The sequence below is a fragment of the Paenarthrobacter sp. YJN-5 genome (genome assembly GCF_015040095.1).
GTDB lineage: Bacteria > Actinomycetota > Actinomycetes > Actinomycetales > Micrococcaceae > Arthrobacter > Arthrobacter ureafaciens.
In genome coordinates, this window is sequence record NZ_CP053544.1 from 293,552 (window position 1) to 306,364 (window position 12,813).

The window sequence follows — 12,813 nt, forward strand, 5'->3', positions numbered from 1 at the left end:
TGTTCTGGGTTTCTTAGGACGTGGCCGAGAGGTGCGCTGCTTGCGCGGCGGTCATGGCGGCGTCGAGGTGAGGGGAGAGGCCGCGGCGCGCTTTGACCGGCGGGGCCGCGAAGGAGCCGCCCCGGTGGGTGCCGGACTTGAGGGAGACCACGGCCTCGGCCATGCGGATCCCTGCCGAGATGCCGTCTACCACCGGGACGGGGATTTGGCCTTCCAGGTCGCGGGCCAGTCCGGCGAGCGGGGCGCCGGCGAGGATCACGACGTCGGCTCCGTCCTCGGTGACGGCCTGCCGGCTCAGTGCCAGCAGGGTTTCTTTGAAGTCTGCCTGGACCGAGCCGATGGAATTGAGGGATTGGTTGATGGAACGGATGGACGCGAGGCGGCCGCCGAAACCGAAGCGTTCCACGCAGTCGCGGTACCAGGCCTGGATGCGGTCGGAGATAGCGATGATGGAGAAGCGCTGGCCTTGCAGGGCTGCGGCGCACAGGGCCGCTTCCGTGATCCCGATGACGGGGATGTCCACCAGTTCCTTCAGGGCCGGCATGCCGGGATCGCCGAACGCGGCCACGACGACGCCGTCAATGGCGGAACCTGCGCCTGCGTCCGAAGCTGAAGTGCCGTCGTCGTGCGTGTATTCGGCAATCAGCTCTGCAACCGCGCCGGCGGCAATCAGGGATTCAAAGCGCGTCTCGATGTACTCGACGCCGTGCCCGGCGGTCCGGACTACCAGCTTGGTACCCTCGCCGGCTGAACGCAGGGCTTCTGCCTCGATGAGCGCCGTGACGTCGTCGCTGATGTTGGGGTTGATGACCAGGAGTTTCATGGTTTCTTTCTTAGTTTTCTGGGTTCGGGCACGCCCGCGCCGGTTTCCTCCGGGAACTGGTCGCGGTACTTGCTGACGTGCGACGCCGACTGGTGGGCCGCGCGGTCAGGGTCGCCGCTGGCGATGGCTGCGTAGAGTTCGCGGTGCTCGCGGATGAGTTCGGGCAGGTCGCTGACGTGGCGGAACAGCCAGTGCATGCGGCCTTGGAGGGGTTCCAGTGCGGAGCGGAGAAAGTCGTTGTTGGCGATGCGGGTGATGGCATCGTGGAATTCGCTGTTGGCGCGGTGGGCTTCCAGGATGGAGCCTTTCGCGAGGAACTTTTCGGCTTGGTCGAGGAGGCTCTCGAGGTGGCGGAGGTCTTCTGCGGTGGCGCGCTTGGCGGCCAGCCGGCAGGCGAGGACTTCGAGTGACTGCCGGACGTCGAAGAGGTCTTCCACGTCCTTGGCGCTCAAGCCGCTGACCTCCGAACCGCGCCCAGCACGGTCGCGGATCAGGCCTTCTTGACGGAGCATCCGGAGCGCCTCGCGGATGGGGAGCCGGGAAACGTTGAACTCGGCAGCGAGGTCCCGCTCCACCAGCCGGGTACCGGGCGCATAATGCCCTTCGAAAATCCTGGAACGGAGCGTGTCACGCACGGATTCCCGGAGGGGACGGTCCGTGTTGTTCGTGTCTTCTGCGGTCAGCATGTGAGCTCCATTTCGTGATGTGTAAGGCAATGCGCCCGGTCCCGGCGGTGCCCGGCCATTGGGTGGTTCAGGACCCTCCGGCCGGCCCGGTGAGTGCGAGTCAGACCGGGAGCCGCTTGTTGTAATCGAGGGCCAGGACGGAGATGCCCATGACCACAGCGGATCCAACGAAGTACAGCAGTGCCCAGGTGTAGGAGCCGGTGGCCCCGACAATCAGGCCTACCACAATCGGCGTGACGAACCCGGCAATGTTGCCGCTGAAGTTCATCGCTCCACCCAGCACGCCGGCGTTGGTACGGCCGCCAAGGATGGACGGGATGGACCAGAAGAGGCCTACCCAGCGGAGGAAGAACAGGACTGCGGAGAGGAGGACGACGGCGGTGATCGGGTCCGGGACGATCGTCACGCCAACCAGGCCGCCGACTACGACGAGGCTGGAGATACCCAGCAGGGTCCGCATGACTTTGTTGGCCGAAGCGCCGGAGGCCCGCCACTTGTCCGCGATGGCGCCGCCGAGGATCTCGCCGACGAAGCCGGCGCCGAAGATCACGAACGTGGACCAGCCGATGGTCTTCAGGTCAAAGCCCTTTGCCTGTGCCAGGTACAGCGGACCCCACGTCAGCAGGCCGTAGAACACTCCGTTGAAGCCGAGCCAGCCGAAGCACATGGCCCAGAAGGAACGGAACTTCAGGTAAGGCAGGAGGGCGCGCTTGCCCTGTGCCCCTTCACGGGCGGCCTCGGCGTCTTCCTCGGCGTGGGATTCCTCGATGTAGCTGGCTTCGGCATCGTTCACGCCCTTGTGCTGGCGGGGGTTGTCACGGATGTACCACCAGACGGCCAGGCCCATGAGGACTGTGGCTGCGCCGGCGATGATGAAGGACATCCGCCAGCTGCCGGTGGAGGCGATCAGCCAGGTGATGAGGATGCCGCCAAGACCGGCGCCGAGGGGTGCACCGGCGTCGAGGATGGTGGCGCCGCGGCCACGTTCCTTCTTGTGCATCCAGATGGCGTTAAGCTTGCCGCCGGCAGGCATGACGCCTGCCTCGGTGACGCCGATGCCCAAACGTGCGATGAACATGCTGAGGAAGCCGCCGGCGAAACCGGAAGCAGCGGTGGCCGCACCCCAGCCCACGCATGATGCGGTGACAACCTTGCGGGGGCCGAATTTATCGATCAGCCAGCCGACGGGAATCTGCATGAGGGCGTAAGTCCAGAAGAACGCGGAGAGCAGCAGGCCAACGAGTTCAGGGGCGAGGTTGAATTCTTTTTGGATGATGGGGAGAGCAACGGAGATGGAACCACGGTCGATGTAATTGACCGCCACCAGGAGCAACAAGAGGATGAAGAGCTTCCAGCGGACGTTCGTGCGTCGCTGCACACCGTTCTTGCCGGGTTTTTGCTCGGTGTCCTGGGTTGCCAGTTGGGCGTTTTCGGTAGACACAGCTTCTCCTTCAGTAGGAGTCGACGGGATGGGAATGTCTTTGGGGTGGCCGGAGCGGGATACCGCCGCAGCGTGACCCTTACCGGCGGCAACTGTTGCGGTGCCTGCTCGTCGGTGGAACGTGCCCGCAGCCGGTGATGGATCTTTTGGGATCCCGTTTTGGGATCCCAAAATCAAAAGTAGGTGTGATGCGCGGCACTGTCAAGGGTTTTGGTATACAAGCACTGCGAACACATTGTGACCGATGGTTTCTGCGCCGAAAGGCTCAGTGGCTATCGATCGCTGCGACTCCGCTTCCGAAATGCGAAAACCCGGCGAACCTTGGTAGGTTCACCGGGTTTTCGGTGAGGCTGGTAATTGGCTGCTGCGGCTGCTTGGGATACCGACGCTTCTGGTGAGTTGGGCTTAACCCGACCAGGGTATGCCAGCTGCCCGGCCGCCGTCGTGCTGTGTTTTTAGCGGACGGCGTCGCTGTCCAGGTCGCGGTTCCCGCGGCCGTTTGCTTCCTTAAGAAGGTCGCGGATCTCGGCCAGCAGGGCGGTGTCGGCCGGCAGCGGTTCCTCTTCGGGCTCTTCGGTGGACAGTCGGTCCTTGACCATGGAATTGATCTTGTTCATGGGCGCTACGAAGATGAAATAGACCACGGCGGCGGTGATCAGGAACGTCACCAAGGCGGTCAGGACGGCCCCCAGGTTCACGAACGTAGCCTCATTGTCCGGCCAGATCCGGAAGCCCAGGCCATCGGCGTTGACGCCGCCGGCTGCTGCGATCACCGGGTTGATGATGTTGTTGGTGAACGCGCCTACCAGTGCGGTGAAGGCGCTGCCAATAACGACGGCGATCGCCAGCTCGATCACGTTGCCGCGGAGTATGAAGTCCTTGAAACCCTTAAACATGTCATGTCCTCTGATCAGTCGGTGCTCATCGCTCAAAGCAGAGAACAAAATACCACCCGCAAGTATCAGGGCGATGTCACGCGACGGCCTCCGCGGTGGAGGCACGTGAAGGCCGACGGCGGCCAAGCCACCTTTCGGCGGCACCCATGGCCCTCGTGGCAAACGCCCAATAGGCGATGCCACCGGCCAGCGATGCCGCAACTGCCAGGCCGAGGCTGGCCTCGGCGAACAGTGGATAAACAAGCCAATGCGTCACGTAGATGTACATGGAAGACGTGGCCAGCAGCGCAGTGATCCGGTGAAGGCCGCGAGGCACAGGCAGGGTGGTTATCCAGAGCAGGATGAGGAACCCCACCAGGACCGTAGCGCTGCGGGGTTCGCTGGAGAACGATCCCGGAATGGTCAGCAGCGCCACGAGGGTCATGGCCGAGCGTTGCCACCACGTCTTGGACAAAGCGGCGGCCCAGCCGAAGGCGAAGAGCCACAGTACGGGCCCCTGCCCGGGGTAGGGGAGTTCGATCACATCGAAGCGTTGGAGCAGGTCAATCGCTGCGAGGCTGAGTGGAAGCAGCCACGGCCACCTGCGCTGTGCCCTGTCCAGGGCGGGGATGGCCAGCAGCGCCGCCAGGCCCACGAGGATGTGCACCAGGATCTCAATGAACCAGAAGCGCGACATGTCGGTCCAGCCCTGGGGACCCACCAACGTATTGAGCAGGAAAATGTTGTGCCAACCGTAGTCGTCCGTGATGGCGAAGGCCACGCCGATCACCGCCATGCTGGGCAGGGCGATCCGTGCCACCGCCTTCAGTTGCCGCTTGAGCCGTTCCCGGCGCGGGCCCGACAGCTGGAACCGGGCAAAGTTGTATCCAGCCACCGCTATCAGGACGTGGGCCGTCCCTTCCCAGTCGAAGAGGCCCACATGGGTGGAAACAATAAAGAAGATGGCCACTGCCCGCAGGACGATCCCGGTCTCCATGCGCGCAATCAACCTGCGACGCTGCGGTGCAGTCCCCGGCTGCGCGTTACGTGCCGCCTTGTTGGGCCCTGCTGGCTTCGCTTCCGGTTCTTTGGGAGTCAGTTCGCACACCGGCATCAGGTGCCACCCATCGGGAAGGTAGCCCAAGGCACTTTCCAGCCGGACCGACGCGGCTACGTAGGAGAGCGAATCGCCGCCCAATGAGACGAACGTGTCCGTTTCCTTGACGTCGGTCCGCTCAAGAACATCGGCAAAGATGGTCCTGGGGTCATCGCAGGCTTTTGCGGACGGGTTTCTTTGCGGCTCCTGCGATGCCAAGGCGAGGACGGCAGGGTAATCCGTTTTTCCGTTGACCAGCCGTGGAATCGAGTCGACTGAGCAGAGGGTCAACGCCGCCCGGGGTATGCCAAGGTCCTGTGCCACGGCCTTCGCGAGAATGGAGAGTTCATGCTCGCCTTCGACCGCGGCCACGAGGCCTCTGTCGGTCCCGGCAACTGCTGCCGTGACGCCGTAGTCGGCCAGGATCTTTTCGACCCGTCCCAGGTCAACGCGCAGCCCCACGATCTTCACGAAGCGACTCCGCCGCCCGACGATCTGGTACAAGCCTCCCGGCCCCCTGCGTGCGAGGTCGCCCGTGCGGAGCTCGGTGATGTCCCGTCCCCGGGCGAGGTCAGATGGCTGCTCGGCGTAACCCAGCATGACGTTCGGCCCGGAGTAGACGAGCTCGCTCTCATCCAGGCCGGGCACGGGCTCCAGCCGGAAGGATCCCCCGGGAATGGGGACCCCTATGGCGTGGGGGTTATCGGCGGCCTCATCCGGGGGAAGGTACGCCATCCGTGCTGTCGCTTCGGTCTGGCCGTACATCACAAAGAGATCCCAGCCGCGCTCCTGGCCGAGCTGCGCATAACGGCGCACGCGTGCAGGGTCCAGGCGTCCGCCCGCCTGAGTGATGTAGCGGAGGCTGGGCAACTCCATGTTTTCGAAGCCCACGCGTTCGAGCAGGTCAAAGGTGTACGGAACCGCGGCAAAAGACGTGACGCACCGTGACCGCATCAGCTCCCAGAAGCACGGGTCAACCACGGATAGATCCGTGAGCGCAATCGAGGCACCCACCAGAAGGTGGCTGTTCACGACGCTCATGCCGTAGCAGTAGGACAGGGGAAGCGTGGTGGCCGCCGTGTCATTCGGGCGGAGATGCAGGTACTGCGCAATGGCCTGCGCATTCGCCTGCACGGATGCTGCGGAGATGCGGACCAGTTTTGGTGATCCGGTTGAGCCGGAAGTGCTCAGCAGCAGGGCGAGTTCGGGATGGAGTTCGTGCTTGCTCCCGGAGTGCCGTTCTTCAAGGATTGTCCCGCCGTCGACGGACCGCGCAATGAGGTCAGGCTCGTAGGCCGCCAGTAGTGTCTCAACGGCGGGGCCTCCGCCGGAGGGGAGGATGAGCAGCGGATGACCTGACGAGAGGGCTGCCAGATACACCGTCAACGAGGACAGTGTGTTGTCGGCCTCGAGGGCGACCAGGCGGCGGACGCCGCCAAACGACGCCGCCATCTCCTGGACGCGGCAAGCCAGTTGGGCGTAGCTAACCGTGCCTGTTCCGAGGTGTACTGCGGGCCGGTCTCCAAACGATGCCAAGTGGGAGGCAAAGGCGACTCCGGCCAAATCCGGCTGAATACTCACCAAGGCAAGATAGAAGGTGTGCCTAACCTAACTCAAATGGATTTGTGGGCGGTTCCGAATTGTGAAGCCCTGGAGCAAGCCGGGAAAAGGGCCGGAAAGTGATAGAGCAAGCCGAAAAAGGGGCCGGAAAGTGATAGAGCAACGGACCCGACGGACGCTCTATCACTTCCCGCCGCCCTACGGGAGATCCTCTATCACTTCCCGCCGCCCCACCGCGGACGCTCTATCACTTCCCAACCGCCCTGACCTGCGCGTCTTGCCTTTCTTCGCGATCACCCGCTATGGTGTAAAGCGTGTCACCGAGGTGGCGCACACGCTTTTGATCTGCGGCGGGAGAGTCCTGCCGGGTACATCCAGTCAGGCGCCGTAGGAGCAAATCCTCCCCAGGAATCTCTCAGGCCCATGTACCGCCGCGGCGAGGCAACTCTGGAAAGCAGTCCGGGCAACCGGGCTCACCGACGGTGCAAGTGGGCAACCAAGTCCACGGAATCTCTCAGGTCCAATACAGAGCGGGGAGGAACCCGTATTCACCATGGCGCTCAGCGGGCGCCTGAATCCTGGAGTTCCTCTTGACTGTTCAATCCTCCCCCACCGCGTTCGCGGACCGGCATATCGGCGCCCGCCGCCAGGCCGATATCGACACCATGCTCAAGGCCATCGGCTACGACTCCGTTGATGGCCTGGTTGACGTTGCGGTCCCCGATTCCATCCGCCAGTCCTCGCCGCTGACCCTGCAGAAGGCCCTCAGCGAGACCCAGGTCCTGGCCGAACTCCGCAAGCTCGCGGCCAAGAACAAGACTGCCGTCCAGATGATCGGCCAGGGGTACTACGACACCATCACGCCCCCGGTGATCCGCCGCAACATCCTTGAGTCCCCGGCCTGGTACACCGCCTACACTCCGTACCAGCCCGAAATTTCCCAGGGCCGCCTCGAAGCACTCCTGAACTTCCAGACCATGGTCCAGGACCTCACTGGCCTTCCGATTGCCAACGCTTCCCTCCTTGACGAAGCCACCGCCGTTGCCGAGGCCGTGCTGCTCATGCGCCGCGCCAACAAGGACAAGACCGCGAAGGACGGCAAGACCGTCCTGGACGCCGACCTCTTCCCGCAGACCATTGCGATCGTGAAGGGCCGCGCTGAAGCGCTCGGCTTCGAGGTGGAGGTTGCGGACCTCTCCGCAGGACTGCCCGACGGCGACATCAACGGCGTCGTCCTCCAGCAGCCGGGCGTCTCGGGCCGGGTGTTCAACCACGCCCCCGTGATCGCGTCCGCGAAGGAGCGCGGTGCACTGGTCACCGTTGCCGCCGACCTGCTGGCACTCACCCTCATCACGCCCCCGGGCGAACAGGGTGCGGACATCGCCGTCGGAACCGCGCAGCGCTTCGGCGTTCCGCTGTTCTTCGGTGGCCCGCACGCCGCTTACATGGCCGTCCGCCAGGGCATGGAGCGCACCCTCCCGGGCCGCATCGTTGGTGTGTCCAAGGACAACGCCGGCGTTCCCGCCTACCGCCTCGCCCTGCAGACCCGCGAGCAGCACATCCGCCGCGAAAAGGCCACGTCCAACATCTGCACGGCACAGGCCCTGCTCGCGATCGTTGCCTCGATGTACGCGGTGTACCACGGTCCGGACGGACTCAAAGCGATCGCCGAGACTGTGCACGGCCACGCTCGCGTTCTGGCCACGGCACTGCAGAAGGCCGGCCGCGAACTCGTCTCCGATTCGTTCTTCGACACCCTCACCGTCCGCGTCCCGGGCAAGGCAAGCAAGGTGATCGGTGCCGCCGAAGCACGTGGCATCAACCTCCGCCGCATCGACGAGGACACCGTGGGTGTTTCCGTTGATGAAACCACGACGCCGGAGGTCCTCTCCGCGGTTGCCGTCGCCTTTGGCGCTGGTCCGGTCGGGGACGCGGCAGGGTTCGAACTGGCCTCGGACGTGCTCCGCACCTCCGACTTCCTGCAGCACCCCGTGTTCAGCACGCACCGTTCCGAGACGCAGCTGTTGCGCTACATCCGCAAGCTGTCCGACCGGGACCTGGCGCTGGACCGCACCATGATCCCGCTGGGTTCGTGCACCATGAAGCTGAACGCCACGGCGGAGATGGAAGCAATTTCCTGGCCCGAGTTCGCCTCCATCCACCCGTTCGCTCCGGATTCCCAGACTGAGGGCTGGCGTGAGCTGATCTCTGGCCTGGAAGCTGACCTGACGGAGATCACGGGTTACGACCAGGTCTCCATCCAGCCGAACGCGGGGTCCCAGGGCGAGCTTGCCGGACTCCTCGCCATCCGCGGCTACCACCACTCCCGCGGAGACCAGCAGCGCAACGTCTGCCTCATCCCCGCCTCGGCTCACGGCACCAACGCAGCGTCCGCCGTGCTCGCGGGCATGAAGGTAGTGGTGGTTGCCACGGCGTCCGATGGAACCATCGACCACGAGGATCTCAAGGCCAAGATTGAGGCCAACCGCGAGGTCCTGTCGGCCATCATGATCACCTACCCGTCCACGCACGGGGTGTATGACGCCGACGTTGTTGAGGTGTGCGAGGCAGTGCACGAAGCCGGTGGCCAGGTGTACGTCGACGGCGCGAACCTGAACGCGCTGGTTGGCTTGGCCCAGCCGGGCAAGTTCGGCGGCGACGTGTCCCACCTGAACCTGCACAAGACCTTCTGCATCCCCCACGGTGGTGGCGGACCCGGCGTCGGCCCCGTTGCTGCGAAGGCGCACCTGGCCCCGTTCATGCCGGGCGATGCCAATAAGGCAGCGCATGAGGAAGGGCATGGCGTTGCCATCTCGGCCTCCCGTTTCGGTTCGGCCGGCGTGCTCCCCATCTCCTGGGCTTACGTGAAGCTCATGGGCGGCGAAGGACTGACCGAAGCCACCAAGTCCGCCCTGCTGGCTGCCAACTACGTAGCTTCCCGCTTGAACGAGCATTTCCCTGTCCTTTACACGGGCGAAGGTGGACTGGTTGCCCACGAGTGCATCCTGGATCTCCGTGAACTGACCGCCCGCACCGGCGTGACCGCCGAGGACGTGGCCAAGCGCCTCATCGACTTCGGCTTCCACGCCCCCACCCTGGCGTTCCCGGTGGCCGGCACCCTCATGGTTGAGCCCACAGAGTCCGAGGACCTGGCCGAGATCGACCGCTTCATCGAAGCCATGATCACCATCCGGGCCGAGATTGAGCAGGTAGCCAGCGGCGACTTCTCCGTGGAGGACTCCCCGCTTCGCAACGCACCGCACACGGCAGCCGCCGTCGTGAGTTCATCCTGGGAGCGCAACTACCCGCGTGAGCAGGCAGCCTTCCCGGTGCCGAGCCTCAAGCAGGACAAGTACTTCCCGCCGGTTGGCCGGATTGACGGTGCTGCGGGCGACCGCAACCTCGTTTGCTCGTGCCCGCCCCTCGAAGCGTTCGAGGAAAACACAGCAGAGCTTGCGAACTAAAGGACCCTGACATGTCTGAGAACTACACCGCTCTCTACGAGCAGCACAAAAAAACCGGCGCCTCCTTCACGGATTTTGGCGGCTGGCAGATGCCCTTGAAGTACGAATCCGAGCTGGCCGAGCACCACGCCGTCCGCAACGCCGCGGGCCTGTTCGACCTCTCCCACATGGGTGAAGTCTGGGTCACCGGGCCGCAGGCCGCCGCGTTCCTGGACTACGCGCTGGTTGGCAAGTTGTCCGCGGTGGCAGAAGGCAAAGCGAAGTACTCGCTGATCTGCGATGCCGACGGCGGAATCATCGATGACTTGATCACGTACCGTCGCGCTGCGGATAAGTTCCTCGTGGTTCCGAACGCCGGCAACGCTGCCGTGGTGGCCGCTGCCCTGCTGGAGCGCGCCGCCGGTTTCGACGTCGTTGTTGAGGACGCCTCCGCTGAGACGTCCCTGGTCGCCGTTCAGGGACCGAACGCCGAGGCAATCCTGCTCAAGCTGGTCCCCGCGGAGCAGCACTCGCTGGTCACGGAACTGAAGTACTACGCCGCCGTCGAGGTTTCCATCGCTGGCGACCAGCTGCTGCTGGCCCGCACTGGCTACACGGGCGAGGACGGGTTCGAGATCTACGTTCCCAACCAGGATGCCGCTGAGCTGTGGGAAGCGTTGCTTGAAGCCGGGGAAGGCCACGGCCTCATTCCGGCAGGCCTCGCAGCCCGCGACTCGCTCCGCCTTGAAGCGGGTATGCCACTCTACGGCAACGAGCTCTCCCGCCACGTCAACGCCTACGCAGCCGGACTCGGCCCGGTCGTGGCGTTGTCCAAGGAAAGCGATTTTGTGGGCAAGGAAGCACTGGCCGCCATCAAGGCTGCCGGTGTTGGATCCACGATCGGTCAGAAGCTGGTCGGCCTCAAGGGCGCCGGTCGTCGTGCAGCCCGCGCGCATTATTCGGTTCTGAAGGACGGCACCCTCATCGGTGAGGTGACCTCCGGCCAGCCGAGCCCCACGCTCGGTTACCCGGTGGCGTTGGCGTATGTCGACGTCGAGCATTCCGCCCCGGGTACCACCGTTGAGGTGGACCTGCGCGGCAAGGCCGAGCCGTTCGAAGTTGTGCCGCTGCCGTTCTACAAGCGTTCCAAGTAGTCACAAGAGAAGGATTTTGAGATGAGCAAAGTTGTTGCCGGGCTGAAGTACTCGGCTGAACATGAATGGGTTGCTGCAGATGGCGGCGGCCCTGTGGGGATTGGGATCTCTGCGGTGGCCGCTGATGCCCTGGGCGACATTGTCTACGTGGACCTGCCCGAGGTTGGCTCCACGGTGACCGCAGGCCAGACGTGCGGCGAGGTGGAATCCACCAAGTCCGTTTCCGACCTGTACTCGCCCGTTACCGGCGAAGTGACCGAGATCAACGACGCCGTGGTCGATGATCCTGCACTTATCAACAACGATCCCTATGGTGCCGGCTGGCTGTTCAAAGTTGCCGCCACGGAAGAAGGGCCGCTTATGACGGGCGAAGAGTACGCAGCAGCCAATGGAGGCGAACTGTGAACCCTGTTTCCGTGACTGAATTCGAACAGGTCGTATCGCCGTCGTTGGACGCCGACCTCGCGTCGCTGGACCCCGAGATCGCGGCGAAGATCGACGACGAACTGGGCCGCCAGCGCGGTGGCCTGGAAATGATCGCGTCCGAGAACCACACCGCGGTTGCCGTGATGCAGGCGCAGGGCTCGGTGCTGACCAACAAGTACGCCGAGGGCTACCCGGGCAAGCGCTACTACGGTGGCTGTGAGCACGTTGATGTGATCGAGCAGCTCGCGATCGACCGGATCAAGGCCCTCTTCGGTGCCGAATACGCGAACGTGCAGCCGCACTCCGGCGCGCAGGCCAACGCGTCCGTGATGCACGCCCTCATCAAGCCTGGCGACACCATCATGGGCCTCAACCTGGCCCACGGCGGTCACCTCACGCACGGCATGCGGATCAACTTCTCCGGCAAGCTGTACAACGTGGTGCCCTATGGCGTCCGCGAAGACACCCACACCGTGGACATGGCCGAGGTGGAGCGCCTGGCCCAGGAACACAAGCCTGCATTGATCGTGGCCGGCTGGTCCGCATACGCGCGGCAACTGGACTTCGCAGAGTTCCGCCGGATCGCTGATTCCGTTGGCGCCTACCTGATGGTGGACATGGCCCACTTCGCCGGTTTGGTTGCCGCTGGCCTGCACCCCTCGCCGGTGCCGCACGCCCACGTCACCACCTCCACCACGCACAAGACCCTCGCCGGTCCCCGTGGCGGCATCATCCTCTCCAACGATGCCGACGTCGCCAAGAAGATCAACTCTGCCGTCTTCCCCGGACAGCAGGGTGGACCCCTGGAACACGTGATCGCAGGCAAGGCTGTGGCGTTCAAGATCGCCGCTTCTGAAGAGTTCCGGGAGCGGCAGTCACGCGTACTGGCCGGCGCCCGGATCCTGGCCGAGCGCCTGGTGCAGCCCGACGTCACGGCTGCTGGGATATCTGTAGTTTCCGGGGGCACCGACGTTCATCTGGTCCTGGTAGACCTGCGCAACTGCGAACTCGACGGCCAGCAAGCCGAAGACCGCCTCGCCGCGATCGACATCACCGTCAATCGCAACGCTGTGCCGTTCGACCCCCGCCCTCCGATGGTCACCTCCGGGTTGCGCATCGGCACGCCTGCCCTGGCCACGCGCGGGTTCGGCGAAGCGGCCTTCCGCGAGGTTGCGGACATCATCGCCGAAGCATTGATCGCCGACGCCGACGCTGACCTTTCGGGCCTGCGTCACCGCGTCGAGGTCCTGGCTGAGGCGCACCCGCTCTATCCGGGGGTTGCGAACCTCGGCTGAGCTAGTGGCACCCG

The 12,813-nt window shown here is 64.4% G+C and carries 9 protein-coding genes and 1 riboswitch; of the genes, 4 read left to right on the forward strand and 5 right to left on the reverse strand.

Annotation, left to right across the window (positions count from 1 at the left end):
- Positions 1 to 13: 13 nt before the first annotated feature.
- From HMI59_RS01380 to HMI59_RS01400, 5 genes are all read right to left on the reverse strand, one after another.
- A complete protein-coding gene (locus HMI59_RS01380) occupies positions 14 to 823 on the reverse strand; it encodes an aspartate/glutamate racemase family protein (protein WP_193592565.1) in 810 nt (269 codons plus the stop codon).
- Positions 820 to 1,509 (reverse strand): GntR family transcriptional regulator, encoded by a 690-nt coding sequence (locus HMI59_RS01385; RefSeq protein ID WP_193592566.1) that lies wholly within the window; start codon positions 1,507 to 1,509, stop codon positions 820 to 822. Before HMI59_RS01385 ends, HMI59_RS01380 begins: the two co-directional genes overlap by 4 nt.
- Positions 1,510 to 1,609: 100 nt before the next feature.
- Entirely contained in the window at positions 1,610 to 2,950 is a 1,341-nt protein-coding gene (locus HMI59_RS01390) for an MFS transporter (protein WP_227471496.1), read from the reverse strand.
- Positions 2,951 to 3,405: 455 nt separating this feature from the next.
- Positions 3,406 to 3,846 carry a large conductance mechanosensitive channel protein MscL gene (mscL, locus tag HMI59_RS01395; protein WP_193592567.1) on the reverse strand — a complete coding sequence of 147 codons (441 nt, stop codon included), beginning with the start codon at positions 3,844 to 3,846 and terminating at the stop codon, positions 3,406 to 3,408.
- 76 nt (positions 3,847 to 3,922) lie between these two features.
- On the reverse strand, positions 3,923 to 6,502 hold the full coding sequence (locus tag HMI59_RS01400; protein ID WP_193592568.1) for an AMP-binding protein: 2,580 nt from the start codon (positions 6,500 to 6,502) through the stop codon (positions 3,923 to 3,925).
- A gap of 320 nt (positions 6,503 to 6,822) precedes the next feature.
- A riboswitch (glycine riboswitch) is annotated at positions 6,823 to 6,922 on the forward strand.
- A gap of 149 nt (positions 6,923 to 7,071) precedes the next feature.
- On the opposite strand from HMI59_RS01400, the gene gcvP reads away from it, so the two are divergent.
- The 4 genes from gcvP to glyA are packed head-to-tail and all read left to right on the forward strand — an operon-like array spanning position 7,072 to position 12,799.
- Positions 7,072 to 9,945 carry an aminomethyl-transferring glycine dehydrogenase gene (gene gcvP, locus HMI59_RS01405; RefSeq protein ID WP_193592569.1) on the forward strand — a complete coding sequence of 958 codons (2,874 nt, stop codon included), beginning with the start codon at positions 7,072 to 7,074 and terminating at the stop codon, positions 9,943 to 9,945.
- Between the two features lie 11 nt (positions 9,946 to 9,956).
- Entirely contained in the window at positions 9,957 to 11,078 is a 1,122-nt protein-coding gene (gene gcvT / locus HMI59_RS01410) for a glycine cleavage system aminomethyltransferase GcvT (RefSeq protein WP_193592570.1), read from the forward strand.
- A 21-nt stretch (positions 11,079 to 11,099) separates the two neighbouring features.
- Positions 11,100 to 11,483, forward strand: a complete 384-nt coding sequence (gcvH, locus tag HMI59_RS01415; RefSeq protein ID WP_193592571.1) for a glycine cleavage system protein GcvH — start codon at positions 11,100 to 11,102, stop codon at positions 11,481 to 11,483.
- Positions 11,480 to 12,799 carry a serine hydroxymethyltransferase gene (gene glyA / locus HMI59_RS01420; protein WP_305082395.1) on the forward strand — a complete coding sequence of 440 codons (1,320 nt, stop codon included), beginning with the start codon at positions 11,480 to 11,482 and terminating at the stop codon, positions 12,797 to 12,799. Before gcvH ends, glyA begins: the two co-directional genes overlap by 4 nt.
- The last annotated feature ends 14 nt before the right edge of the window (positions 12,800 to 12,813 follow it).

Excerpts from the sequence above, each read along its gene's own strand:
- HMI59_RS01380 (WP_193592565.1), bottom strand. The coding sequence starts at position 823 with ATGAAACTCCTGGTCATCAACCCCAACATCAGCGACGACGTCACGGCG.
- HMI59_RS01385 (WP_193592566.1), bottom strand. The coding sequence starts at position 1,509 with ATGCTGACCGCAGAAGACACGAACAACACGGACCGTCCCCTCCGGGAA.
- mscL (WP_193592567.1), bottom strand. The coding sequence starts at position 3,846 with ATGTTTAAGGGTTTCAAGGACTTCATACTCCGCGGCAACGTGATCGAG.
- gcvT (WP_193592570.1), top strand. The coding sequence starts at position 9,957 with ATGTCTGAGAACTACACCGCTCTCTACGAGCAGCACAAAAAAACCGGC.
- gcvH (WP_193592571.1), top strand. The coding sequence starts at position 11,100 with ATGAGCAAAGTTGTTGCCGGGCTGAAGTACTCGGCTGAACATGAATGG.